The organism is Acinetobacter sp. DMC2, from assembly GCF_056314305.1.
Genome location: NZ_JBQUYP010000005.1, coordinates 404,445 through 430,987 on the forward strand (window position 1 = coordinate 404,445; position 26,543 = coordinate 430,987).

General features: G+C 41.2%; 26 protein-coding genes. 16 read left to right on the forward strand and 10 right to left on the reverse strand.

The features are described 5' to 3' along the window. Window positions 1-48: 48 nt before the first annotated feature. Window positions 49-1,221 (reverse strand): PQQ-dependent sugar dehydrogenase, encoded by a 1,173-nt coding sequence (locus ACT53H_RS13235; RefSeq protein WP_476009370.1) that lies wholly within the window; start codon window positions 1,219-1,221, stop codon window positions 49-51. Window positions 1,222-1,329: 108 nt separating this feature from the next. Continuing rightward, window positions 1,330-1,788 carry a YcgN family cysteine cluster protein gene (locus ACT53H_RS13240; protein WP_004790211.1) on the reverse strand — a complete coding sequence of 153 codons (459 nt, stop codon included), beginning with the start codon at window positions 1,786-1,788 and terminating at the stop codon, window positions 1,330-1,332. A gap of 193 nt (window positions 1,789-1,981) precedes the next feature. Between ACT53H_RS13240 and ACT53H_RS13245 the strand changes: the two genes are divergently transcribed. The 8 genes from ACT53H_RS13245 to ahr all read left to right on the forward strand — a co-directional run bounded on the left by ACT53H_RS13245 (window position 1,982) and on the right by ahr (window position 7,267). Then, complete coding sequence (locus ACT53H_RS13245) at window positions 1,982-2,140, forward strand: DUF1328 domain-containing protein (protein ID WP_002053759.1); 159 nt, start codon at window positions 1,982-1,984, stop codon at window positions 2,138-2,140. A gap of 170 nt (window positions 2,141-2,310) precedes the next feature. Continuing rightward, window positions 2,311-3,048: a dienelactone hydrolase family protein gene (locus tag ACT53H_RS13250; RefSeq protein ID WP_004790213.1), complete on the forward strand. Its 738-nt coding sequence runs from the start codon at window positions 2,311-2,313 to the stop codon at window positions 3,046-3,048. A 183-nt stretch (window positions 3,049-3,231) separates the two neighbouring features. After that, the gene (locus ACT53H_RS13255; protein ID WP_004790215.1) at window positions 3,232-3,594 is read left to right on the forward strand and encodes an HIT family protein; all 363 of its coding nucleotides are present in this window, start codon (window positions 3,232-3,234) and stop codon (window positions 3,592-3,594) included. Between the two features lie 141 nt (window positions 3,595-3,735). Beyond that, window positions 3,736-4,770, forward strand: a complete 1,035-nt coding sequence (gene mutY, locus ACT53H_RS13260) for an A/G-specific adenine glycosylase (RefSeq protein ID WP_238612328.1) — start codon at window positions 3,736-3,738, stop codon at window positions 4,768-4,770. A 47-nt stretch (window positions 4,771-4,817) separates the two neighbouring features. Beyond that, on the forward strand, window positions 4,818-5,354 hold the full coding sequence (locus ACT53H_RS13265; RefSeq protein ID WP_004790220.1) for a M23 family metallopeptidase: 537 nt from the start codon (window positions 4,818-4,820) through the stop codon (window positions 5,352-5,354). Window positions 5,355-5,363: 9 nt separating this feature from the next. Further along, complete coding sequence (locus ACT53H_RS13270) at window positions 5,364-5,609, forward strand: hypothetical protein (RefSeq protein WP_001287364.1); 246 nt, start codon at window positions 5,364-5,366, stop codon at window positions 5,607-5,609. Between the two features lie 30 nt (window positions 5,610-5,639). After that, on the forward strand, window positions 5,640-6,200 hold the full coding sequence (locus ACT53H_RS13275) for a DNA-3-methyladenine glycosylase I (RefSeq protein ID WP_476009371.1): 561 nt from the start codon (window positions 5,640-5,642) through the stop codon (window positions 6,198-6,200). A gap of 38 nt (window positions 6,201-6,238) precedes the next feature. Beyond that, window positions 6,239-7,267 carry an NADPH-dependent aldehyde reductase Ahr gene (gene ahr / locus ACT53H_RS13280; protein WP_476009372.1) on the forward strand — a complete coding sequence of 343 codons (1,029 nt, stop codon included), beginning with the start codon at window positions 6,239-6,241 and terminating at the stop codon, window positions 7,265-7,267. A 2-nt stretch (window positions 7,268-7,269) separates the two neighbouring features. On the opposite strand, the gene ACT53H_RS13285 is transcribed toward ahr, so the two are convergent. Beyond that, the gene (locus ACT53H_RS13285; RefSeq protein WP_476009373.1) at window positions 7,270-8,694 is read right to left on the reverse strand and encodes an aminotransferase-like domain-containing protein; all 1,425 of its coding nucleotides are present in this window, start codon (window positions 8,692-8,694) and stop codon (window positions 7,270-7,272) included. Window positions 8,695-8,784: 90 nt separating this feature from the next. Here ACT53H_RS13285 and ACT53H_RS13290 point away from each other — a divergent pair, with 90 nt between their 5' ends. Continuing rightward, window positions 8,785-9,159, forward strand: coding sequence for a hypothetical protein (locus ACT53H_RS13290; RefSeq protein ID WP_174764966.1), 375 nt, complete (start codon window positions 8,785-8,787; stop codon window positions 9,157-9,159). On the opposite strand, the gene ACT53H_RS13295 is transcribed toward ACT53H_RS13290, so the two are convergent. Next, entirely contained in the window at window positions 9,143-10,045 is a 903-nt protein-coding gene (locus tag ACT53H_RS13295; RefSeq protein WP_151963696.1) for a LysR family transcriptional regulator, read from the reverse strand. The two genes, ACT53H_RS13290 and ACT53H_RS13295, sit on opposite strands and share 17 nt — an antisense overlap. Window positions 10,046-10,165: 120 nt before the next feature. On the opposite strand from ACT53H_RS13295, the gene dkgB reads away from it, so the two are divergent. Together dkgB and ACT53H_RS13305 are read left to right on the forward strand one after the other, a co-directional pair. Next, window positions 10,166-10,969 (forward strand): 2,5-didehydrogluconate reductase DkgB, encoded by an 804-nt coding sequence (gene dkgB / locus ACT53H_RS13300; RefSeq protein WP_476009374.1) that lies wholly within the window; start codon window positions 10,166-10,168, stop codon window positions 10,967-10,969. Between the two features lie 4 nt (window positions 10,970-10,973). Continuing rightward, window positions 10,974-12,164, forward strand: a complete 1,191-nt coding sequence (locus tag ACT53H_RS13305; RefSeq protein WP_151963694.1) for an MFS transporter — start codon at window positions 10,974-10,976, stop codon at window positions 12,162-12,164. Window positions 12,165-12,204: 40 nt separating this feature from the next. Here ACT53H_RS13305 and ACT53H_RS13310 read toward each other — a convergent pair whose 3' ends face one another. After that, complete coding sequence (locus ACT53H_RS13310; RefSeq protein WP_004790231.1) at window positions 12,205-12,858, reverse strand: START domain-containing protein; 654 nt, start codon at window positions 12,856-12,858, stop codon at window positions 12,205-12,207. Window positions 12,859-12,908: 50 nt separating this feature from the next. Further along, a complete protein-coding gene (gene dapB, locus ACT53H_RS13315; RefSeq protein ID WP_004790232.1) occupies window positions 12,909-13,730 on the reverse strand; it encodes a 4-hydroxy-tetrahydrodipicolinate reductase in 822 nt (273 codons plus the stop codon). 183 nt (window positions 13,731-13,913) lie between these two features. Between dapB and ACT53H_RS13320 the strand changes: the two genes are divergently transcribed. Beyond that, entirely contained in the window at window positions 13,914-14,273 is a 360-nt protein-coding gene (locus ACT53H_RS13320) for a hypothetical protein (protein WP_476009375.1), read from the forward strand. Window positions 14,274-14,387: 114 nt separating this feature from the next. On the opposite strand, the gene dnaJ is transcribed toward ACT53H_RS13320, so the two are convergent. From dnaJ to ACT53H_RS13340, 4 genes are all read right to left on the reverse strand, one after another. Beyond that, window positions 14,388-15,500 (reverse strand): molecular chaperone DnaJ, encoded by a 1,113-nt coding sequence (gene dnaJ / locus ACT53H_RS13325; protein ID WP_002119101.1) that lies wholly within the window; start codon window positions 15,498-15,500, stop codon window positions 14,388-14,390. 103 nt (window positions 15,501-15,603) lie between these two features. Continuing rightward, window positions 15,604-15,981, reverse strand: coding sequence for a hypothetical protein (locus tag ACT53H_RS13330; protein WP_004790237.1), 378 nt, complete (start codon window positions 15,979-15,981; stop codon window positions 15,604-15,606). Window positions 15,982-16,120: 139 nt separating this feature from the next. After that, window positions 16,121-19,246: an efflux RND transporter permease subunit gene (locus tag ACT53H_RS13335; RefSeq protein ID WP_174739121.1), complete on the reverse strand. Its 3,126-nt coding sequence runs from the start codon at window positions 19,244-19,246 to the stop codon at window positions 16,121-16,123. After that, entirely contained in the window at window positions 19,243-20,349 is a 1,107-nt protein-coding gene (locus ACT53H_RS13340; RefSeq protein ID WP_004790242.1) for an efflux RND transporter periplasmic adaptor subunit, read from the reverse strand. Before ACT53H_RS13340 ends, ACT53H_RS13335 begins: the two co-directional genes overlap by 4 nt. Window positions 20,350-20,498: 149 nt before the next feature. On the opposite strand from ACT53H_RS13340, the gene ACT53H_RS13345 reads away from it, so the two are divergent. From ACT53H_RS13345 to ACT53H_RS13360, 4 genes are all read left to right on the forward strand, one after another. Continuing rightward, window positions 20,499-21,122 carry a TetR/AcrR family transcriptional regulator gene (locus tag ACT53H_RS13345; RefSeq protein WP_034596129.1) on the forward strand — a complete coding sequence of 208 codons (624 nt, stop codon included), beginning with the start codon at window positions 20,499-20,501 and terminating at the stop codon, window positions 21,120-21,122. A gap of 170 nt (window positions 21,123-21,292) precedes the next feature. Beyond that, on the forward strand, window positions 21,293-23,977 hold the full coding sequence (ppc, locus tag ACT53H_RS13350) for a phosphoenolpyruvate carboxylase (protein WP_004790246.1): 2,685 nt from the start codon (window positions 21,293-21,295) through the stop codon (window positions 23,975-23,977). Between the two features lie 297 nt (window positions 23,978-24,274). Further along, on the forward strand, window positions 24,275-25,570 hold the full coding sequence (locus ACT53H_RS13355) for a solute carrier family 23 protein (protein WP_004790247.1): 1,296 nt from the start codon (window positions 24,275-24,277) through the stop codon (window positions 25,568-25,570). Between the two features lie 79 nt (window positions 25,571-25,649). After that, entirely contained in the window at window positions 25,650-26,540 is an 891-nt protein-coding gene (locus ACT53H_RS13360; RefSeq protein ID WP_151963690.1) for a LysR family transcriptional regulator, read from the forward strand. The last annotated feature ends 3 nt before the right edge of the window (window positions 26,541-26,543 follow it).

A 26,543-nucleotide genomic window follows, 5' to 3' on the forward strand; every position in this document is an offset into this window, starting at 1 on the left:
ATTTGAATCTATGAGACACGCCCTTTATTTACAAGCTATTTCCTAGCTTTAAGTGGGTTTCTTACTTAGCTTCAGTAAACGCGCATTTGAGCCGTCTTCAATGACCCAAATCGAGCCATCTTGTGCTTCATGTAATCCACGAATACGTTTTTTCATATCTATTCTTTGCACTTCTTTCACGGGTTTATGCTCTAAATCCACCACAATAATTGCTTCTGAAGATAGCCCGCCAATTAATGCCTTATTTTTCCATGCAGGAAATTGTTGTCCCCGATAAATGATTAGGCTCGACGGAGAGATTACGGGAGTCCAGTCAATTTCTGGTGCTTTAAATTCTGGGCGAGTGTGATGGTCTGGAATAGGTTGACCTGAATAATGGTCTCCATTTGAAACGATTGGATAACCATAATTTTCACCTTTTACGATGACGTTAAGCTCATCACCACCTTTAGGCCCCATTTCAACTACCCAGAGCTGTCCTTGGCGATCAAAAGCTATACCTAATGGATTACGATGTCCTAGTGACCATATTTCAGCAGTGACCCCACCTTGCTTATAAAAAGGGTTATCTACAACCGCAGAACCATCCTCATTTAAATGCAAGATTTTACCCAAGTTACTTTTCATGTTTTGAGCAGGGTCAAACTTTTGTCGTTCACCTGAACTGACCCATAGCTTACCGTCTGCACCAAAAAGCATACGATGTCCATAATGGCCTTGTCCTGAAACTTTGGGTACTTGCTGCCAAATCTGCTTTATATCGTTAAGTTTTGGCTGATTAGGATTAGATAAATCTAATTTAGCACGTGAAATAACTGCTCCAGATCCGCCTTGCCCTTTTGTAGCGTAGCTGAGATAAACCCAATGATTATTAGCAAAGTCAGGATGCAAAATGACATCTCCTAAACCACCTTGCCCCCCATAGTTCACTGCTGGAACGCCTTGAACATCCAAGATTTTTTTATTTTTAGGGTTAAAAATTTTTAATTTACCTTGCCGTTCAGTGACTAATAAACGCTGATCAGGCAAGTTGGTCAAAGCCCAAGGTTCATTGAATTGAGCAAATATTTCAGTTTGATAAGGTTGTTTGGTTAAAGCAGTCTGCTCTGTTTTTACAGACGTATTTTGTTCAAGATTTTTTGAATTTGTATTATTAGACCCACAAGCTATCAACAAAAAAAAGCTACTACATAATAATGGGGTTGCTAATCGTCTCATCATTCTTGTCTCCTTTTGTTTTTATTGTTATATAACGGAGATGAGCAAAAAATTTACGATAAAATGTTACTTTATAATACGTTGTAATTAAAAATGCCCATCACGAGCATATTAACGCACCCATCGTACGACATAATCTTCAAGATCATCTTCATGGACATCAACTTCAGAAAGACAACGTCCAGCAACCGACTTTTTCGCCTTAACGACGCTTTGTCTAGAGCCTGTATTTAAATAATGCCAAGAAGGTAGATTTTTTCCTTCATTCAAGCGTTTATAAGCACAGCTCGATGGTAACCAATGAATTGTTTTTAAAGACTCTGGGGTTAATTGCAAACAGTCAGGCACTTGCTGCTGACGATTTGGATAATCGGTACAACGTCCTGTATCACAATCGAGTAATTTACAGGCCACTTTGGTGTAAGCCACCTCATGGGTATCTTCATCTTCAAGCTTGACCAGACAGCACAAACCACACCCATCGCATAAAGCTTCCCACTCAATTTGAGTGAGTTGCTCTAATGGATAGTTTTTCCAGAAGAGTGGTCGAAGTGAGGTCTCGGTAGACATAATATTTTGGCAGCTGATGAGATGAAACAGTGACTAAGTATAACATTGAAGTCGTCTGTACGAAAAAAGAAGCTGTATTCGTAGCATCACAAAATGATTGTTTAATATACATTTCAACCACATAAACGACACATTCGGTGCAAAAAACAAGCTATATAGTTAAACAACAATGAAAAAATAAGGAGAACAGCATATGTTCCGTTGGGCTATAATTTTTGCAGTGATTGCACTCATTGCCAGTCTATTAGGGTTTGGTGGTGTTGCAGGACTATCTAAAGACTTTGCCGTGATTTTATTAGTTGTGGCTGTAATTCTGGCTGTAATTGGGTTCATTTCCCGAGGCAGAACGTAACTTAATCATGATCACCTAAAAAGAAGGAACTGGTTTCCTTCTTTTTTATTGCGTGAAGATTTCTATCTTTTGTTTTGATGTAGATTCTTACACAGTTATTTATATTACTTTTATCTTTTTATGCTTTAATCAAGCGTGTTTAAATCTCTTTAAATTTCAGGATTAAGGTTATGAGTACAGCAATTAAAACCCGTGAAATTCAATATACTGCACCAGATGGCAGCCATTTAATTGGTTACTTTGCGGCTCCAGATAGTGAAACACCTGTTGCGGGTGTAATTGTTGGTCCTGAGTGGTGGGGTCGTAACGAATATACTGAACAACGTGCACGTGAGCTTGCTGAACATGGCTATGCTGCGCTTGCAATTGATATGTATGGCGATAAAAAAGTAACCTCGACTGCCGCTCAAGCCTATGAATGGATGATGCAGACATTTGAAAATTTAGATACTGTTACTGATCGTGCCAATGCAGCGCTTCAAACTCTAGCGGCCCAACCAGAAGTAAACAGTGAAAAACTTGCTGCAATTGGCTTCTGCTATGGTGGCAAAGTCGTGCTAGATCTTGCTCGCTCAGGTGCACCACTTAAATCAATTATAACGTTCCATGCTACATTAGCTCCGAAAGCACCTGCTCAAAAAGGCAGCATTCAAGGTGAAGTTTTAGTACTACATGGTGAACTAGACAGCATGGTCACCTTAGAAGATGTTGCTAATTTTGAAAAAGAGATGCAAGCTGCTGAGGTTAAACACGAAGTAGTGGTTTTAGAAGGTGCTAAACATGGCTTTAGTAACCCACTTGCAGATGAGAAAGCTAAAGCGAACGGTGTAGACCTTGGCTACAATAGCGAAGCTGAAAAACAAGGCCTTGCTAAAATGTACGCTTTGTTAGATCGTACTTTAAAATAAAAGAAGCCAATTTGGAGCAAATGTTTTTTCGCATTTGCTCCCTTAAATGTTTATGACTTTGCAATATTTTTACTGTATTTTTTAAACCATACTTCAATAACTATACTCCCGTTGAGCTAGACCAAAGCCTAGTCTTATTTCCCGCACTCGGGGTTTAATGGAATAACATGAGAGGATACAACAATGACTGACAAGAAATGTCCGTATTGCGAATTTGATGAATATGACATCATTGATAAGAATGAATTTGCTGTAATTTTGCCTGATTCTAATCCACTAGCTAAAGGCCACTGCGTAGTAACACCACTGCGCCATGTTCGTTCTTTTTTTGATATCACTTCTAAAGAACATCAAGGCTTGCTTACACTCCTTGAAATTGCTCGCCACGAAACACAGCTTCGCCATCAACCAGACGGTTTCCATATCGGCTTCAATGATGGTGAAGTTTTTGGACAAAATTCAGATCATTTCCACATTCATGTCATTCCGTACTACAAAAACCAACCATTGAAACTTGACCAACGTTGGGGTGTACAAAAGGATTAATCCTTTTTATACATGAAACAGAGATTGCTCATTATCAAGTAATCTCTGTTTTAACACACTCTCGCTGTTCGCCTGCTTTAAACAAAATTTCATCTAAATTTCAGCTATAATTTAGCCCTTACTTCTCTTCTATAGCTGTTCATGCCTGAATTTTCTTTTTCTGATGCCCTTTTAAACTGGTTCGATCAACATGGTCGTCACGATTTGCCTTGGCAAGTTGCAGATGATCCGTACAAAGTTTGGGTTTCTGAAATTATGTTGCAGCAGACTCAGGTGAAAACGGTTCTGCAATATTTTGACCGTTTTATGGAGCGCTTTCCTACGGTAGAAACATTAGGTCATGCAACTTGGGATGAAGTAGCGCCTTACTGGGCGGGTCTTGGCTATTACGCTCGTGCACGTAATTTGCATAAAGCTGCTGGTCTTGTTACTCAGCAGGGCAAGTTTCCTGAAACACTAGAAGAATGGATTGCACTACCCGGCATTGGTCCCTCTACCGCAGGTGCACTCATGTCTTTGGGTTTACGTCAGTACGGCGTGATTATGGATGGCAACGTAAAACGCGTTTTAGCTCGCTTCTTTGCCATTGAAGATGATTTAAGCAAACCACAGCACGAACGTGAAATGTGGAAACTCGCTGAAGAGCTTTGCCCGACACATCGTAATCATGACTACACTCAAGCAATTATGGACTTGGGTGCAACTATTTGTACGCCCAAAAAACCGCTGTGTTTATATTGTCCAATGCAAGCTCATTGTCAGGCTTATCAGCAAGGTTTAGAACAAGAATTACCTTTTAAAAAACCGAAAAAAACACCGCCTGTTAAAACAGCAGATGTTCTTATTATTCAGTGCGAAGGTGAATGGTTCTGGCAACAACGCCAAGCCCATGGTCTATGGGGCGGTTTAATCTGTTTACCTATTTTAGAAAATGAACAAGAGCGACTGAGCTTAAGTCAGCAATTTAAACTGCAACCTCAACCGCAGACTTTCCAGATCAGTCATAGCTTCACTCACTTTACATGGCTACTTAATGCTCACACGTTCCACGTGGAACCTGATCAAAAAGAACATCTGGCAATTGAACTTGAAGGCCAATGGCTAAGCCCAGAACAAGCTATTGCTAAAGGTGTTCCAACAGCTATGAAAAAATTGATCTCGACGAGTCGTTCGTGACATAGTGAGCAAAATAATTTTGATATGACTGTGACAGGGAGTATTTTGTGCGACGTTTTGTTTCTCATTTCTCACTTGGTTTTCTGATTATTCTATTGGCGGCCTGTGCCAGCGCGCCTAAAAAACCTGCCCCTCTTCCACCCGCTCAAGTCATCAAGCTCAAAAGCATGCAGCTTCCAAATCGACTGCCTGTACCAGTAAAAGGTGTCGATCGAGATGAGTTAAAAGACACATGGGGAGCTGCTCGCAGTCAGGGTCGTAGTCACGAAGGAATTGATATTTTGGCTCCACGTGGAACCAAAGTGTACAGTGCAACCGAAGGACTCGTTGCTGATCTTCGCAATAACAACTTAGGTGGCAAAGTCATCTGGATTTTAGGCCCAGCGGGAACATGGCATTATTACGCCCACCTTGATGACCACAAACGTGGCTTAAATGTTGGTGACTATGTCAAAAAAGGCGATCTAATTGGCTATGTCGGCAATACGGGCAATGCACGTTATACTTCACCTCATCTTCATTACGGACTTTATCTAGATGGTAAAGGGCGTGGTGCTGTTAACCCTTATTCTTATTTACGCTAGGAACACTTTATGTCGGAAGCGCTGATCAATCGCTTAGTAGAGTTTGCCGAGTCAGGCAATCAGCAAAAGATCATTTTAAATGGCAATAGCTATCAAGGCTGGATCATGGAAATCAGCGATGATGCCCTGCTAATCAGTACCGGTTTTTCAGATAAAGTTGGTAAAGACTTTTGGCTAAAGTTTGAAGACTTAACTCAAGCTGAACTGTATTATTGGGATACTCGCCCAAATGAATGGGTGTTATTTAAACTTTAAAATTCTAAGATAAATATAAGGAGCATTATCATGAAAACTCAACGTTGCGGATGGTGTTCCGATGATCCACTCTATATTGCCTACCATGATGAAGAATGGGGTAAACCGGAACATGACGAAGCACGTTTATTTGAAATGCTTTGCCTTGAAGGCCAGCAAGCTGGTTTATCCTGGATTACCGTACTAAAAAAAAGAGAAAGCTACCGTCAGCATTTTTTTAATCATCCGATTGCAGAAATTGCTTCATTCACAGATGATTTTTTAGAACTAAAATTATCCGATGCAGGCTTAATTCGCCACTTAGGCAAACTCAAAGCTATTCGTGATAATGCAATTGCTTGGCAAGCGCTCAAAGCACAAGTCAGTGATGTTCCTACATGGCTTTGGCAGTTTGTAGATGCAGCTCCACAAAATAATGATGTTGAAGATTACCGCCAAGCTCCTGCACAAACTGAACTCAGCGTAAAACTTTCCAAAACGCTTAAAAAGAATGGTTTCAAATTTGTCGGCCCAACCACCTGCTATGCTTTTATGCAGGCAGTAGGCATGGTCGATGATCATGAAAATAATTGTCAATTTAAAGCTTCATAACCCACCAGAACGGTTCAAAGCCGCTTAAGGAGTTTCCGATGAGCAATAATACGATTCAGGCTTATGCTGCAATGCAGGCAGGTGAAAAACTAGTTCCCTATCAATTTGACGCAGGTGAATTGCAGCCGCATCAAGTTGAGGTAAAAGTTGAATACTGTGGTTTATGTCATTCTGATATTTCTGTTTTAAACAATGAATGGCGTTCTACTGTCTACCCTGTAGTTGCAGGCCATGAAATTATTGGACGAATTGTTGCTTTGGGTTCAGAAGCCAAAGGTCTACAAATCGGGCAACGTGTCGGCATTGGCTGGACCGCGGAAAGTTGCCAAGCCTGTGATGAATGTATTGGTGGTCAGCAAGTACTTTGTACAGGCGGAAGTGTTGCAACAATCGTGGGGCATGCTGGTGGCTTTGCCGATAAAGTCCGTGCAGGTTGGCAGTGGGCTATTCCCCTCCCTGAAGATTTAGACGCTGAAAGTGCTGGTCCTTTACTTTGTGGCGGAATTACCGTTTTTGACCCACTACTTAAACATAAGATTCAAGCAACACATCATGTCGGTGTGATTGGCATTGGTGGCTTAGGTCATATCGCCATTAAGCTACTCAAAGCTTGGGGCTGTGAGGTCACTGCATTTAGTTCCAACCCTGATAAAACAGAGGAACTTAAAGCAATGGGGGCAGATCATGTCGTGAATAGCCGTGATACAGACGCGGTAACAGCACAAAAAGGGAAATTTGATTTATTGCTCAGCACAGTAAACGTGACCCTAAACTGGCGTGCTTTTATTTCTACGCTAGCACCAAACGGTTCGTTGCACTTCTTGGGGCTTACTCTGGAGCCTGTTCCTGTTTCTGTAGGTTCACTTATTAGTGGTGCTAAGTCAGTGACAGGTTCACCGACGGGTTCACCAGCTGCACTACGTCAACTTTTGAAGTTTGCTGCACGCAAAAAAATTGCGCCTCAAATTGAGCTATTTCCAATGTCACAGCTCAATGAAGCAATTGAACGTTTACACTCAGGTCAGGCACGCTACCGCATTGTGTTGAAAGCAGACTTCGCAGAATAAAACTAACTCACAGTTTTCATCTGTTGTCGTGACCATTCCGCCAAGTTACTAATTGCTTGGTGGACATCTGCTGTTAATTCATGACCCGCATTTAAACGAATAAAATGTCGATATCGTTCATCCTCACCAAAGACATGGCCCGGTACCACAGTAATTCCTTCAGCTTTCGCAGTGTAATAAAGCGCTAAGGTATCCACTCCCTTTGGTAACTGTATCCAGAGTGCGTATCCCCCTTCTGGCTGACTTAACGCAATGGGAAGACCGTCAAAGGCTCTTAAAATGCAACTGCGATATTGCTCGACCTGTCGCATTAGATTTGGCCGTAGCTGCTCTAAATGCTCTCGATAACCACGGCTATAAATAAAATCAGCTAAGCCTAATTGTAGCGGTGTATTTACGCCAATATTACTTGCCAGTAGCTCTAGTTTTAAATGCTGTAGCTTTGAGCTTAAACAAAACCACCCTACCCGATATGCACTCGACAGCGACTTAGAAACTGACCCACACCAAATGACATAGCCTTCGCGGTCCCAATAGCGAATCGGTAGCGGGCGTTCATTGCTGTAACCACATTCACCAAAAATATCGTCTTCAATAATAAAGCACTGATACTTTGCAGCTAATTCAGCAATCTTTTGTTTTTCCGCATTACTTAAACAATATCCTAAAGGATTTTGATAGTTGGCTGTCATCAGGCAAACCTTCGCCAAACCCTGCTGCATGAATGATTCTAAACGTTCAAGATCAATGCCTCGATGATGCGCTGGAATTTCAATAATCTGCCGTTTTAAACTAGCTAAAAGTTGTAGTTGCCCATTGAAAGTAGGTGTCGGAATTAAAATACTATCGCCTACTTCTGTTAGATGCTGAATGACTAAAGACAAAGCAGGGATGCAACCATTGGTAATAAAAATATCTTCCGTTGCAATGAAGATTCCGTCTTCACGCCAATGATCAGAAAGCGCTTTTCTTAATTGCTCATGTCCTTGTTTATTACAATAGAGAAAGTCTTGTGGCTGGCAATTTTTTAACGCCCGTTGAATAGAACGACGTAAACCTTCTACCGGAATAAAATGCGGCGTCAACTGAATCGAACCCAATGGTACGAGATGGCTTTGTAAGGCGGCTTCTTGAATTTGGTTATGCAACTCTAGATTTGAGACTTGCCGAGGTAAAGACAAAAAATCTGGGCTATCAGGAATAGGACTAGATTGACTACGAGCAACCACAAAATAACCTGATTTCGGCTTTACATAAATCAGTCCCCTCGCCTCAAGCAATTCATAGCAACTTTTTGCTGTGCTTAAGCTAATACTGTGCTGACGAGCGAAATCTCGTAATGAAATCAGCTTCTGATGAGGCTTAAGCTCATCTTGATAAATCCGATGTGCTAATTGATTGGCAAGAACCTGATATTGGAAAGTCATTCTGTGCTGCTTTTTTAAAAATTTCTGTATCTGTACTGGTTTATAGAACACCTTTACGCTATATAAATCAACTCAAAGAGTAGCAAGGTCATGAAATTAAAAGCTATATTATTATTTACTATTGTTTTAGCAGGTTGCCAGCCACAACCAAAAAATGAACAATACAGACATACCGTTTGTCAAAGTCTCATTGAAGGTTATTTAAAAATGACCAATCAACAAGACTATAAAATGGAGCAACGCACTGATGATGAGGCCGATACGATTTCTCACTATCAATATAAGCGTAATAGCTCAAATGAAGTTGTCATGGTGAATTCGACTTATTCCAAATTATATTTTAGTTGCCGACAACAGCAAAAAAGCTATTTTCTGGCACAGCATTCATCAGAGGGACAAATCACTCCAATTTTAGAAGTTCATTTTCCAACTGATGGCTATGCTACTTTTAGAGAGCGTTTTTAAAACCATCTTTTAACTGTTCTGCCAAAAATTCAATGAATAAACGGATTCGTTTTGGTAGGTGCTCTTGTTGATAATATACAGCATGGATGCTTTGATATTGATGTTCAATTTGGTCTTCGAATAATGCAATCAATCGCCCTTCTTGAATATCTTTCCAAATTTCAAATTCAGATAGTCGTGCAATACCATGGCCTCTAATCGTAAGTTGGCGTACTGTTTCCCCACTCGATGCTTTAATTTTTGATTGTGCAAAAAAATATTCATCGCCGACTTTAATCGGCCAACTATTGATATATGAAGGTCTAGTAAAACCAATTAAATCATGTTGTTCGAGTTGTTCAGGTTGTGTGGGTGTTCCCTTAATCGCTAAATAGTCAGGACTTGCCACAATATATAAACGACTTTTACACACTAGTTTGGCGTGAAGGCTTGAATCATTAAGTTCCCCAAATCGAAATGCGACATCGGTTTTATGCTGCAAGAGATCAATCACCTGATCATTACTATTGAGTTCAATTTCAATATCAGGATAACACTCGCGGAACTTATGCATTAATGGCGCAATGACATGCAGAACGAATGGTGTGGCAGAATCAATACGAATAAGCCCGGCAGTACCTTGATCAGACTTTTGTAAGTCTTCTTCGGCCGCATTTAACTCATTTAAAATTTTACGAGCCTTTACCAGGAACTGTTGCCCTTCTTGGGTGAGTTTCAGTTTACGCGTAGTACGCTCTAATAAAGTCACATCAAGCTTTGCTTCCAAACGTGTTAAAGATCGGCTAACCCCTGAAGGTGTTTGTTTTAGATGTTCTGCTGCCGCTACAAATGAACCTGTATCAACAATTGTGATAAAGGCAACGAGTTCTTCAATTGTTGATTTCATGTCTTATTCCATTATTGACTAATGATCAAAGATATTTTGCTTATTCATCTATTTTTTCGCAACAATAAAAAAAGCAAAATGCACCTCAAGTTAAACAATTATTTAAATTCAGGTGAACACATGAATATCCCTCGTTTTGGTCTAGGAACTTTCCGTCTTAAAGAACAAGCGGTGATTGATTCTGTTAAAAATGCACTAGATGTAGGTTACCGTGCAATTGATACGGCTCAAATTTATGACAATGAAGCGGCGATTGGTCAAGCTATTGCTGAAAGTGGCGTGTCACGTCAGGACTTATTTTTAACTACAAAAATCTGGGTAGATAATTTTGCTCAAGATAAGTTTATTCCGAGCTTAAAAGAGAGCTTGGAAAAGCTTCGTACTGACCATGTCGACCTCACTTTGATTCACTGGCCAGCCCCAGATTTAGGCGTTTCAATTCCTGAGGTTATGAAGCTTTTACTTGAAGCGAAACAACAAGGTCTTACTCAACAAATTGGTATTTCAAATTTCAATATTGAGCTTACCCAACAAGCGATTGACACAATTGGTGCAGAGCATATTGCAACCAACCAGATTGAGCTGAGCCCTTATCTTCAAAACCATAAACTTGTGAATTTCTTACAAGAGAAGAATATTGATGTCACTTCATATATGACGCTTGCGTACGGTAAAGTGCTTCAAGACCCTGTTTTAGCGGAGATTGCAGCAGCTCATCAAGCAACGACCGCGCAAATTGCACTTGCGTGGGCATTGCAACGTGGTTTTGCAGTTATTCCATCTTCGACTAAACGTGAAAACCTGATGAGCAACTTAAAAGCACAGGATATCGAGTTAACTTCAGCTGAAATGCAAATGATTGCCGAACTTGATCGTAACAGTCGTGAAGTTAGCCCAGAGCCATGGGCACCAGTTTGGGACTAAACTCATGAACACTCAATCAAATACGGCGTTCTCGTTATTGGCATTGGCAATTGGTGCCTTTGCCATTGGCACCACAGAATTCTCTCCAATGGGATTGTTGCCGAATATCGCTCATGATTTAGGGATTTCAATTCCAACGGCTGGAATGTTAATTACGGGCTATGCTCTTGGCGTCATGCTAGGTGCCCCATTCATGACCCTGTGGTTTGGTGGTTTTGCACGACGTAATGCGCTTATCTTCCTAATGGCGATCTTTACGGTAGGTAACCTGATAGCAGCGTTTTCACCAAGCTATATGAGCTTATTAGGTGCGCGTCTCATCACAAGCCTTAACCATGGTGCTTTCTTCGGGATCGGTTCAGTTGTAGCAGCAAGCATTGTACCCGCACATAAACAGGCCAGTGCTGTAGCAACCATGTTTATGGGATTAACAATTGCCAATATTGGTGGTGTACCGTTGGCAACATGGGTTGGGCAAAACATTGGCTGGCGTATGTCTTTCCTTGCGATTTCATTGCTTGGTGTGATTACTATGCTCGCTTTATGGAAAGCATTACCACAAGGTATGGTTGCCCAAAAGCCGAATGTGAAAGCTGAGTTGAAAGTGTTAACGCGCACTCCAGTAATACTTGCTCTACTTACCACCGTGCTTGGTGCGGGTGCAATGTTTACGCTCTATACCTATATTGCGCCAAGTTTGACTGAGTTTACACATGCTTCTCCGACCTTCATTACGTTTATGCTGATGTTGATTGGTGTCGGTTTCTCAGTGGGGAACCATTTAGGAGGTCGCTTTGCAGATTTGTCTATTAACAAAACTCTGATTGGTTTCTTGGTTCTGTTAATTGTGATGATGGTGACTTTCCCAATCCTTGCACAAAGCCAGATTGGAGCAGCCATTGCATTAGTGATCTGGGGTGCTGCAACTTTTGCTTTAGTTCCACCATTACAAATGCGTGTAATGTCTGTCGCTCACGAAGCACCAGGCCTTGCCTCTTCAGTAAATATCGGTGCCTTTAACTTAGGTAATGCAGTTGGAGCAGCAGCAGGTGCGTTAGTACTCGATTTAGGTTGGGGCTATAGCGCAGTATCATTTGCTGGTGCATTGCTAGCAGGGTTAGGTTTGTTATTGGTTTTATTCCAAATCAAACGCGAGACTATTCCCGCCCAAGCATTACAGCAGTGTTCAGATTAATAAAAAAAGCGCCTAATCTCAGGCGCTTTTTTTAAGTTATTTATTTTAAAATATCTGGTAATTTAGGTTGTTCATAAATCGGACTAGTCACTTCCCGCTTCATTTTCAACAACATCTGGTAAGGCTGTTGTTGAACAAACATATTTACGAAGCTGAGCGGAATCGCACCGGCTGGGTCAGCATAACCACTTGTGGTTACTTTAACTTTGTTATTCGCTAATTTCTGGAAGGTCCAATCCCCTTCATAGCGTGTTAAGCGCACTACATCAGGTTGTATCGGATAATTACTATTAATCGCCGTGTTCTTAATGGTAATGAGACCATTGGCCGCTTTACTCATTTTTCCTTTCACGACCACATCACGATCTTTTAAAGGAAAAGGAAAATCTAATAGCATATAGAGTGTGAATTCACCCTTTTTCTCATCTTGAGACAACATCTGAACCTTGCCCATATAAGGCACCCACTGATCAGCACGATTTACATCTAAAATCACAGCGACAGCGCGTTCAAGTGGCACATCAAAAGTCGTTTCAGCCTTATATTGAAAGACTGGATTATCAGTCTTTTGATAGGTCCAGACTTTAATATTATTACGGTCTAAGCTGAGTTTAGCTTTTTCCGTAGAAGCAGCCCCCGTCCAGAGGCTGCTTAAGCAAAGAAGAGTGGTCAAGGCAATTTGTTTTTTATTCATGTTCTGCTCTATCTTTTTTTTCTCGCTACACATGGAATACGTACAGGGTTTTAAACCTGTACGTCGTTCAATCCTAAAACATCTTTCATGTCATATTTACGCGCTTCACGGCCCACAACCCATGCAGCAGCTCGCACTGCACCAGCAGCAAAGTTCATACGGTTAGTTGCTTTATGAGTCACTTCAACGCGCTCACCTTCACCAATAAACATCACAGTGTGTTCACCAACAATATCCCCACCACGAATGGTTTCAAAACCAATCGTTTGACGGTCACGCGGACCTGTGTGCCCTTCACGTCCATAGACAGCAACTTCTTTTAGGTTACGGCCTAAAGTATCTGCAATCGCTTCACCCATCATTAACGCTGTACCAGATGGCGCATCTACTTTATGACGGTGATGAGCTTCAATCACTTCAATATCTACTGTATCGCCAAATACTTTTGCTGCAAGCTCAAGTAACTTGATTGATACATTTACACCTACTGAATAGTTCGCTGCATAAACCACAGGTGTATGAGTGGCAACTTCGTCTAATTCAGCTTTTTGCTCATCTGACATACCTGTTGTACCAATAACCATGGCAACCCCAGCTTCACGGCAAAGCTTCAAATGCTGAGCAGTTGCAACTGGTGCAGTAAAATCAATAATTACATCGCAATCTTTCAGAACATCGGTCAAGCTTCCTGAAACCTTCACACCCACTGAACCAATACCAGCAAGCTCACCAGCGTCAGTGCCCACCAAACTACTTTCCGGACGCTCTACCGCAGCAGCTAATTGATAGCCTGCTTGTTGAACTGCTTGAATAAGCGTACGGCCCATACGACCGCCTGCACCTAAAATACCAATGCGTGGAGCTGCTGACATAATCCTTCCCAATCTTCTGTTTTACGTAATTTGTCTACTATATCAAAACTCTTTGCTCACGATAAAAAGTAAAAATTATTTTTTGAGATGAACTGAAATTTAAGCTGTTTTCACAAAAGTTAAAGAATTGATCTGCACACTACGGACCACGAATGAAAAAAAGATGACTATAAGGAGTTCAGCATGCATTCGAGAATTATTGGCTTTACTGTAATGATGGGGATTATGAGTTCAATGGCATTTGCAGAGCCTGCAATCCAGCTAGGAGACACATTAGAAAGCTTATCTAAAGCACGTATTACAACTAACGTAAGTACTCAAACAGCAACACCTACAGCTCAAACTGTAGCAACTGATGCCAACACTGACGTTAAAGTTGAAGATATTGACCCGATTATTGGCGAAACAACAGCAGAGGCACCAAAAGTAGCTGTACAGGCAGAAGCTGTAGCCGCACCAGTGATCGAAAATGCTCCGACTCTTGCTTCTAGCGAACCGACTGTAAGCATTAATGATATTGATGTTGCTCATCCTACAGAGTAAGCAGACGTAATTTTCTTTTAAGCAGAATAAAAATAATAAGATGAATCAGCGCAATAAAAAGGCGGATATTTTATCAATATCCGCCTTCTTTTTAATTTCTTATCTAATCAAGTATTAATCGAACAAACGATCAAAGAATGATTTTTTCTTCGGTGAAGAAGCACTGTCTTCGCCATCAAAAGAAGCTTGCAACTCTTTAAGTAATTCACGTTGACGAGAATTTAAGTTGACTGGTGTTTCTACCACAATACGGCAAAGTAAATCACCCACCATGCTGCTACGTACTGGACGAACACCTTTGCCACGTAAACGGAATAATTTACCTGTTTGAGTTCCCTCTGGAATCTTCAAGCTAACGCGACCTTCCAAAGTTGGAATTTCAATTTCTTTACCAAGTGCAGCATCAGCAATGCTCACTGGTACGTCCATATAAAGATCGGCACCATCGCGTTGGAAAATTTCGTGTTCACGAACAACGACTTCAACGTACAAATCACCTGATTGGCCATCACGAATTGCTTCGCCTTTACCACTCAAACGAACGCGGTCACCATTATCTACACCCGCTGGAATTGTAACTTCCAACGTTTGCTGGCGATCAGCTACACCTGAACCATGACATGCCTGACAAGGGTTTTTAATAATTTTACCTTGGCCACGACAAGTACCACATGTTTGTTGTACAGAGAAGAAACCTTGCTGCATACGTACTTGTCCTGAACCATGACAAGTTTTACAGGTTTCAACATCTTTTGGATTTTTTGAACCTTTACCATCACACACATCACAAGGTGCTGGAGCAGTAAAGGTAATGGTTTTTTTCACCCCTTTTACAGCTTCTTCAAGGGTAAGTTCCATTACATAGCGTAGATCTGATCCGCGACGTTGACGCTGTTGACGTCCACCGCCACCGAATGCACCACCGAAGATATCACCGAACTGGCTGAAAATGTCTTCGGCACTAAATCCACCAAAGCCACCACCACCACCGCCAAAGCCACCTTCGAACGCATTATGACCCATGCGATCGTACATGCTACGCTTTTCGCTGTCCGATAAAACTTCATAAGCTTCAGCAGCTTCTTTAAATTTCTCTTCAGCTTCGGCATTGTCAGGGTTTCTATCAGGATGATATTTCATCGCCAATTTACGGTAGGCTTTTTTGATCTCATCATCACTTGCGGTTTTTGAAACGCCTAAAACCTCATAATAATCACGTTTAGCCATTTTTGGCGGTGCTCCTCACGGAATTTTATCAATACTCTATTGCCGACTAAATGGGGGGCTTTAGCCGAATTTACAAGGGTAAAATGTTTAAAAAATAGATATATTAAAAAACTGCCTTATTTTTTAAATATTTAGACAAGCCTTTTAACCATGCATTTAATAGAAATAACCACGCAATAGCGCTAAATACCACACCAGCAACCGTAGAGGCGGTTACCCAGAGGTTACTGTCCCATGCAAAAAAGAAGAGCGGAATAAACCAGACCACAGCAAAAATTGCCATACAAAGAAATAGAATCCCGTTTCGCATAATCCATAGTGCATGCGCATGAATCCAAACTTCTGCATTATCTACAACCGCCACTTTACGAGCGACCAAATAAGCAAAGGCCGCAAAAATAACCGTAAACAATGCAAGAAACATGAACGCATAAGAAATTACTATATAACGGCGATGCTGTTCGATATGGTCTTGCCCCATCTGTATTTCACCTCAATTCACTGCACTTAGCCTATTTTTTATGCAGTAAAATAATCCTGTATTTTTTGTGTAAAGACAGGTGCTACTATATTGGAGTTTTCAATATTTCGCACCTTTATTCACAAAAAATTTATGTATTTTATGCGGTTTTTTTCACCTTAAACCATGCTGCGTAGAGCGCAGGTAAGAAAAATAATGTCAGTAAGGTGGCAACAATCAAGCCGCCCATGATCGCAACTGCCATCGGACCAAAGAAAATACTTCGTGAAAGTGGAATCATGGCCAAAACTGCGGCTAATGCAGTCAAAATAATTGGACGGAATCGACGTACTGTCGCCTCGATAATCGCCTCCCACGTCGGATGCCCTGCTTGCCTGTCTTGTTCAATTTGATCAATTAAAATAAGCGAGTTACGCATGATCATGCCAGAGAGTGCAATTGTGCCCAACATGGCCACAAAGCCAAATGGTTTGTTAAATAGAAGTAAGAATAAAACCACACCAATTAAACCAAGCGGAGCTGTTAATAACACAATAGTCGCACGGGATAAGCTTTTGAGCTGAATCATCAGTAATGTCATGACCACAGCCAAGAACAGTGGCATACCCGCATTAACAGAGTTTTGCCCACGTGCAGACTCTTCTACAGTTCCACCGACTTCAACAAGATAGCCACTTGGTAATTCAGCACGTAATTTATCCATTGATTCAGCTAATTCACCAACAACAGTCGCTGGCTGCAATTTGGTACGAATATCTGCACGCACAGTAATCGTTGGTAAGCGGTTACGATGCCAAATTAAACCATCTTCAAATTTATACTCAATTTTAGCGATTTGAGCTAAAGGCACAGTCGTTCCATTGGTTGTTGGTACGGCTAAACTTGCCAGTGAAGCTACTTCAACTCGCTCGCTCTGATCACCACGTAAACGGATTTCAATGAGTTCACGCTTTTCACGATATTGCTCAATCGCACTACCTGTAATTGATGCATTAATAAAGTTCGCTAAATCCAAACTAGAGACACCCATTTGTCGAGCGCGGTCTTGGTCAATTTGAATTGAAATAATCTTACTCGGCTCACCCCAATCTAAATGCACATTGGTGGTATTCGGGTTTTCGCTAATCAGCTTAGCGACTTTCTGTGCTTCTTGACGGACCAGATTTTGATCTTCACCCGACACCCGATATTGCAATGGATAACCAACAGGAGGGCCATTCTCCAGTAATGACACGCGAGTACGAACTTGCGGCAGCAATTGTCTAATTTGTTTGTCTAACGAGCGTCGAATTTCATCACGATCATCCAGAGATGATGCGAGTACAACAAACTGCGCAAAGCTGGCTTGCGGTAATTGCTGGTCTAACGGTAAATAAAAACGTGGTGAACCTGTACCGACATATGCCACATAGTTATCAATACCTTTTTGTTTAGACAGGAATTTTTCAACCTTTTTCACAGCTTGTTCTGTCGCTGTTAAAGAAGCGCCTTCTTCAAGTTTTAAATCGACTAAAATCTCGGCACGATTCGAAGGCGGGAAAAACTGCTGAGGAACGATCTTAAACATCAGCACAGATAGCACAAAAATACCCACCGTCGTCGCAATTACGGTTTTACGGTAAGTCACACAAAACTCGACCATCTTTCTAAAACGTAAATAGAAATTAGATTGATAAGGATCGTAGTGATGGTCCTGTGAAATGGCCACAGTTTGCGGTTGCGGTTTTTTAGTTAATCTCGCCCATAAACGAACATACCAAGGTGCCTGATGCCCTGTTTTAGTAAAATCGGGTAATAGCTTTTCGCCTAAATAAGGTACGAATAAAACTGCTGCAATCCAAGAGACTAATAAGGCAATCGTTACCACCTGAAAGATAGAGCGAGTGTATTCACCTGTACCAGACTGAGCTGTAGCGATCGGTAAAAAACCAGCCGCAGTAATCAGTGTTCCGGTGAGCATCGGAAATGCCGTTGTTTTCCACGCAAAGCCGGCGGCTTTAATCCGGCTATAACCCTGCTCCATCTTAATTGCCATCATCTCGACGGCAATAATGGCGTCATCGACTAACAGACCTAGCGCCAGAATCAAGGCACCCAGTGAAATCTTATGCAGTCCGACATCGAATAGATTCATTCCCGCAAAGGTCATTGCTAAAACTAAAGGAATAGAAAAAGCGACAACCAATCCTGTGCGGAAACCTAAAGAGAAAAAACTCACTAACAAGACAATAATAACTGCCTCAGCGAGTACCTTTATAAACTCATGAATACTGCGTTGTACTGCTACAGGCTGGTCAGAAACTTTTTGAAGCTTCATGCCTAAAGGTAAAGTTTTTTGTAGTTGGGCAAATTCTGTGTCGAGATTTTTACCTAAGGCAATAATGTCACCGCCCTTACGCATTGATAAAGCAATACCAATCCCATTTTCACCCATGAAGCGCATGCGTGGCTGAGCAGGTTGACTAAAACCACGGTAGACATCAGCGACATCTCCGAGCTGAATGGTTTTATCACCTACCAGTAAAGGCATTTTCTTAATTTCATCAATGTTTTGTAAATGACCGCTTACCCGAATCTGGATGCGGTCTGTGCCTGTTTCAAAAAAACCTGCACTTGCCATACTGTTTTGCTTTTGTAAGGCATCTTGAATCGCTGTAACTGGAATACCAAGCTGTACCGCTTTGGTGTTAGAAATCTCAATCCAGATTTTTTGATCTTGCAGACCAATTAGTTCGACCTTACTGACATCCTTGACGCGTTGAAGCTGTAATTGCAAACGATCTGCATATTCCTTAAGAAGCGCATAGTCAAAGTCTTTGCCTGTCAGTACATAAATATTGCCGTAAGTGTCTCCAAATTCGTCATTGAAAAATGGACCTTGTACACCGTTTGGCAGTTCATGACGTATATCATTTACCTTTTTACGAACGTTGTACCAAACATCGGGAATCTTGTCAGAAGTCAGTGAATCCTTCGCCACAAAAGTGACCAACGACTCACCTGGACGGGAGTAAGCCATGATCTTGTCATACTGCCCTGTTGTCATGAGTTCCTTTTCGATACGGTCCGTAACTAAAGTAGAAACTTCTTTGGCAGTCGCCCCAGGCCAGTAGGTCTGCACCACCATAACCTTAAAGGTAAAGGGTGGATCTTCACTTTGTGATAATTTTGAATAAGAGATTGCACCGATAATGCCAAGCAACAGCATAAAATAAAGGACAATGCCTTTATTATTTAATGCCCATTCCGAGAGATTGAATTTCATGGCTGGGTTGCTCCCTGAATTTTCACCCCACGGTTTTCACGATCAATCGGATGAATCTTCTGTTTATCACGTAGCAAATGTACGCCGCCAATCACAACCCAATCATTTGGAGCCAAGCCAGATAACACAGGTACGCTGTCTTTGCCATATGCACCAATCGTTACAGGTACTTTACGTAAAGTCTGATTCGCATTAACTACCCAAACATAAGGTTGATTATCTGTTGCTGAAACACTTGAAAGTGGCACACTCATCACATTGGTTTGAGTCGAGCTAAAAAATACGCGTGCACTTTGTCCAAGCTGAATAGCAGATTGACCTTCTTTGAGTGCAACTTTCACTGTAAATGTACGAGACTGATCCGCTGCTGGGGAAACTTCACGCACATAACCAGCAAATCGGTCATTCGGTTTAGACCATAAAGTCACCCAAGCTGCTTGGCCAACCTTGATCTCGGAAACCGCTTGTTCTGGCACACCAATGACAACTTCACGCTCTCCATCAATCGCCAGTTGATAAGCCGCTTGGCCCGCAGCAACCACTTGTCCAATCTCAATGTTTCGTGCAGTAATTACCCCGTTTTTATTAGAAACGAGTTGGTTATAACCAGTTTGGTTTGCAGAAACTTCATAATTAGAACGAGCTTGCTGTAGAGCCGCTTGTGCAGCGTCATATTGATTTTTTACCGTATCGAATTGCGAACGACTTACCGCATTAATAGGCAATAATTGCTGAAACCGTTTAAGTTCATCTGCTGCTGTTTTTGCTGAAGCCTGTGCATTGTCTAGTTGGGCTTTAGCGGCATTTAATTGTAGCTGAGCATCTGCTACGTCAAGCTTTGCTAAAACTTGTCCGACTTTAACTCGATCACCTACATCCACGTAACGTGCCGTAACCTGTCCACCGACCCGAAATGCTAAAGCTGTTTGCTGTCTAGCCTGCACATCCCCTGCATAGCTTTTTTGTTCATTGAGTGTGGTCAAGGGTTGGACCACCATCACATAGGGTATTTCTTCTGTTTTGGGAGCTTCTTTACTACACCCCATTAATGTGACCGTACAAACAATCACCATACTCATGATGAGAGGTTTTAACAGATTCATATCTTATCGCTCTTATTCAAACTGATTTTTTAAGGCACAATATGCTTGCATCATAAATTGTTTATTTTTTAATTAATATACCCATGGGTACATTAATTAAAGAAAAACTTATAAATTGCTATCTTTTTAAATTTTTATCAGAGGGTTTTGTGCAAACAGTTAATCAAAGTGGTCGCCCCAAAGATCTGGAAAAACGTGCTCGTATCTTACAAGCCGCGAAAGCTATTTTTTTAAAATCTGGCTATCACGGTACCAGCATGAACCAGATCGCACAGGAAGCAGAGGTCACTAAACTCACGGTTTATAACCACTTTCAAGACAAAGCAAACCTGTTTATCTGTGCGATTACAGAAACCTGTGAAGAGACACTGTGCACTAAACAATTTGAATTGGATGCATCAGCAGACTTTTATCAAGCACTCTTTATTGTTTGTTCAGGCGCCTTGCAGATTATTTACTCACCTGAAGCATTAAAGCTTGAACATGTATTATTTGAGCTCGCAGCAGAACAAAGTCCTCTCACTCTACAGTTTTTTGATGCTTCACATACACGACTGCAAAATCAGTTAACTGAGTTTTTGCAAAAAGCGGCTCAATTAGGTTTTATTCAAACCGATGACCCTAATTATCAAACCGAGCTTCTTTTGTCTTTATTGCTTGGCGTACGCCACCAGAAGGTTCTACTTAGAATTATTGCTGTACCGAATGCACAAGAGCTAGAAAAAATTATTAGAGATGCAATTCATTTATTTTTGCTCAAATATCGGAATTAAACCAAAGTCCGATTGCCAAAAGTTGCACTGAGTGCATGTCTACTTTTAAGACGCAATAAGCGAATTAAATGTTATTTTTTAAGCAAAAATTCACATTTTCTTACGCTCAAAGCTTGGAATGTTCGCTAATCGCGCTATATTCGATAAGAATAAGAACAGGAGAAAATAGCATGGTTCAGCAAATCGATGCGCCACTGCGTGAGGATGTCCGTTTACTTGGCAATTTGTTAGGTGAAACCCTAAAACAACATGCAGGACAAGAACTGTTTAATCAGATCGAGCAAATCCGTGCTCTTGCCAAAGGCGCACGTGATGGTCAAGCTGAAGCCGAAAAGCAATTAGAACAATTATTTTTAGAATTGCCCGATGAAGAGCTATTACCTCTTACCCGCGCGTTTTCTCATTTTTTAAATTTTGCCAATATTGCTGAGCAATACCATGTGGTTCGTAGCCGCAGACAGGCAGAGTTTGATTCGGAGGCTAATTCTCCAAATCCACTTGTTCACCTATTTCAAAAATTTAAAGATAAAAGTATTTCGACAGAAAAACTGTTCCAGCAAATTTGTGATCTCAATATTGAGTTAGTACTTACGGCTCACCCAACCGAAGTCAGCCGTCGTACCCTCATTCAAAAATATGATGATATCAATGCATGTTTATCTCAGCTTGACCAGCAGAAACTTACTCCGCGCGAACGACAAAATGCACTTGCCAACTTAAAGCAACAAATTAGTTCGGCATGGCAAACAGATGAAATCAGACAGCATCGCCCTACTCCAGTCGATGAAGCAAAATGGGGCTTTGCAACCATTGAACAAACACTTTGGAATGCTGTACCTAAATTTATTCGCGAATTAAATGAGTTGGTTCAAGATAATTGCCAACAAAACTTACCACTCAATATTGCACCAGTGCGCTTTGCTTCTTGGATGGGCGGAGACCGTGATGGCAACCCAAATGTTACTCATCAAATTACCCAAGAAGTACTGTGGTTATCACGCTGGCAAGCTGCCGATCTCTATCTAAGAGATATCGAAAACTTACGTTGGGAACTTTCAATCCAAACCTGTTCTGAAGAAATGATTCAGGCTATTGGTAACCAACATGCAGAACCTTATCGCGAATATTTACGTGCTACACGCGAACGCTTAAAAGCGACTCGCCACTGGTTAGCGCAGCGCCTACAAGGCTTAGAAGCAGACGACAGTAATGTCATTAAAAGCAAAGACGAACTCTTACAACCGTTATTGCTGTGCTATCGCTCTTTAATCGACAGCAACTTGCCTGAAATTGCGAATGGTCAACTTCTCGACTTTATTTACCGTGTGAACTGTTTTGGTATTGAACTACTTAAACTCGACATTCGCCAAGAATCAGGTCGTCATCGTCAAGCGATTTCAGCAATTACCGAATATTTAGGTTTAGGTAATTTTGAGTCATGGACCGAACAGGCGCGCCAAAACTTCCTCATTCAGGAATTACAAAGCAAACGGCCACTTTTACCGAAATATATTAATGAGCCTGAAGGCAGCTTGATTGGTCATCCAGATGTTCAAGAAGTATTTGCAACCATGCGTACTTTGGCAGACCAACCGCCAGAGTCTTTAGGGGCTTATATTATTTCGATGGCTGAATATCCAAGTGATGTTTTAGCTGTGTTGCTATTGCAAAAAGAAGCAGGTATTCAGCACCCTTTACGTGTAGTTCCTCTGTTTGAAACTTTAAAAGATTTAGATGGCGCTGCAACTACTATGAATACGCTGTTCAATATGCATTGGTATAAACAGCACATTCAGGGTAAACACGAAGTGATGATCGGTTACTCCGACTCTGCAAAAGATGCGGGTTTCATGTCAGCTAACTGGGCTCAATATCGTGCTCAAGAAGAGCTCACTGCAATTGCTCAAAAACACGGCGTACAGTTAACGCTATTCCATGGTCGTGGTGGTTCAATTAGTCGTGGTGGTGCTCCAACACAACAGGCACTATTTTCGCAGCCACCGGGTTCGATCTCTGGTGCAATCCGTGTCACAGAACAAGGTGAAATGATTCGCTTCAAGTTCGGTTTAGAAGGGATTGCCATGCAAAACCTTGAAATCTATACCGCCGCAACACTCGAAGCGACTTTATTACCACCACCAGAGCCTAAAGCCGAGTGGCGTGAAATCATGAACCGTATGACAGATCATTCTGTTAAGGTTTATCGCCAGACAGTGCGTGAAAATCCACATTTTGTGAAGTATTTACGGACCGTTACCCCTGAACTTGAATTACAAATGTTGCCATTAGGCTCACGTCCAGCAAAACGTAAAGTGAGTGGTGGTATTGAGTCTTTACGTGCGATTCCATGGGTATTTGCATGGACTCAAATTCGTTTAATGTTACCTGCATGGCTAGGTACTGGTGCAGCCATTAATGAAGTGATTGCCGATCAGCAAAAAGCAACGCTTGATGAAATGCTCCAGCAATGGCCTTATTTCCAGACGCTCATTGATATGCTGGAAATGGTATTGTCTAAATCCGATGCCAACATTGCACTCTATTACGAGTCTCATTTGACTGACGATGAAGATTTAAAAGTGCTCGGTAATCAATTACGTCAGCGATTAAAAGATGCTGTTGAAACACTACTTAAATTGAAAGATGAATCAAAGCTTCTGAGCAACAACGAGGTTCTTGATCAATCAATGCAAGTTCGTAAACCGTACTTACTTCCTTTGCATCTTTTGCAGGCTGAACTCATGAAACGCCGCCGTGATTATCTTGCTGAGCGTCAGGCAGAGAACACACCTGTTGACCATGCACTTATGGTGAGTATTGCGGGTATTGCTGCTGGTTTACGCAACACAGGCTAAGCTAATTTTACCAATTGTTTAACAAGGCAGTACATCTTGATGTGCTGCTTTTTACTTGCAAAATTCTCTATTTTTCTTAAATTTTCCTCGATTTTCTATTTTTTTGAATATTTTTTAAAAATCAAAAAATTAGTCTTTATGAGAAAAAAATAACTAATTCCTTATATTTAGAATTGATAAAATTATACCAATCGTTAAAAAATAATTACTTTTCACTAACATACTTCTCTCTAGAGATTAAATGCACTCTCAAGAAAGAGTATCATGGCACCAATTAAAGAATAATGAGCTTATTTTATGTCCAATTGGTTTCCAAAATGGCAGCCTTACCAAGGTGATATTGACCACCGACCGGTCTCTACCAACGAATATCTCCCTCCAGTTCAGAGTGCTATTTTAGGTATTCAACATGCATTTGCCATGTTTGGAGCAACTGTTTTAGCACCATTACTCATGGGCTTTAATCCTAACCTTGCCATTCTAATGTCTGGTATCTGTACCATCCTGTTCTTTTTAATTACGGGTGGTCGTGTTCCGAGTTACTTAGGCTCAAGTTTTGCATTTATTGGTGTGGTTGCAGCAGCAACTGGACATATTACAGGTTCAGGTGCCAATCCAAACCTTTCGATGGCTTTAGGTGGAATCGTAGCATGTGGTGTGTTTTATGCCATTATCGGTTTTATTGTGATGCTTACGGGTACACGCTGGATTGAAAAACTCATGCCGCCTGTGGTGACTGGCGCCATTGTGATGATTATTGGTCTAAACCTCGCACCCGTTACCATTAAAGGTGTTGCAGGCCAACCATTTGAAATGTGGATGGCCTTAATTACCGTACTTTGTATGGGTAGTATTGCAGTCTTTACGCGTGGCTTATTGCAACGTCTGCTTCTATTGGTCGGTTTAATTTTGGCTTATGCAATTTACGCTATCACCACCAATGGGCTAGGTTTTGGTAAACCAATTGATTTTAGTCAAATCTCACAGGCTGCATGGTTCGGTATTCCAAGCTTTTCACATCCTACTTTTGATACTAAGGCTATGCTAATTATTGCGCCAGTTGCATTAATTTTAGTGGCAGAAAACTTAGGCCATATTAAAGCTGTTGGTGCAATGACTGGCGAAAACCTGACACCACAATTAGGCAAAGCATTTGTTGCAGATGGTTTGGCAACGACACTTTCTGGTAGTGTTGGGGCGCCGGGGATGACCACTTATGGTGAAAACATTGGGGTCATGGCAGTCACTCGTGTGTACTCAACCATTGTATTTGTGATTGCTGGTGTCTTTGCTATTTTCTTGGGTTTATCTCCAAAATTTGGCGCGGTAATTAGTACGATTCCAAGTGCTGTCTTAACAGGTGCATCTATTGTTGTATTTGGATTAATTACCATTGCCGGTGCAAAAATCTGGATTGAAAACAAAGTTGATTTTTCTAACAATAAAAATCTGATTGTTGCTTCAGTAACAATTATTTTGGGTGCCGGAAATTTTGAATTAATGTTTGGTAATTTCAATTTAGGTGGTATTGGTACCGCAACATTTGCAGCCATTATTCTAAATTGGTTGTTTAGTTTAAAAGATAAAACCTAAGTTCAAAAAGGCAGCGTAAGCTGCCTTTTTTCATTACGATTTAGTATGATGAATTTTTGCGTTTCAATACGTTCCTATCATGCGTTTTGATTTTTTTGATTTACAGTTGGTTCTTCATATTGTCTCGACTGGTAGCCTAACCAAAGGTGCAGACCGCTCTGCTATTTCACTTCAAGCAGCGAGCGAGCGTATAAAAAAACTCGAACAATATTTTGAGACACCCTTATTTATTCGCCAAACCACTGGGGTAGAACTCACCACAGCTGGACATGCTTTTGTAGAACATGCCCGTCAGCTTTTAGTACAAAAAGATCAACTCGAACAAGAAATGCAGCGGTTTAGGCACCCTACCACAGAGGCATTAACGCTTTGGTGTAACTCTTCTGCTCAAAGTGAATATTTGCCTACGTTATTACCGCAATATCTGGTGCTTCATCCAGAAATGAATATTGATTTACATGAGGCAGAAAGCTCAGAAATTGTAGATGCATTAACCCAAGGAATTGCGAGTCTAGGTCTAGTCTCAAGTTTTTTCGATACCCGACATTTGCAAACTAAGGAATTTGCGAGTGATCCGTTAGTTTTGATTTGCCCTACTACCCACAATTTAGCTCAATACCAAGAGCTGAATTTGGTAGAGGCTTTAAGCTATGGTTTTATTGGTCTTAAACCCCACCACTCTTTGCAACAGTCCATTGAAACTCAAGCTAAGCTATTAGGCTTTAACATACAGTACCGTTTGCGCCTACCTAACTTTAGTGCAATTGCTGAGGTTGTCGCCAAAGGTGTGGGAATTGCGATTATGCCAGCTCGTGCTGCACAGCGTTTGCAATCAGATTATGATTTTCATTCGATCCAACTGCTAGGTGCGTGGGCAAATCGTAAACTGCTTTTAGCCACACAAAATTTCAATCAGCTGCCTAACAGTTACCAACAATTTGCAGACTTTTTATTGCAGCATCGCCCTTAAAAA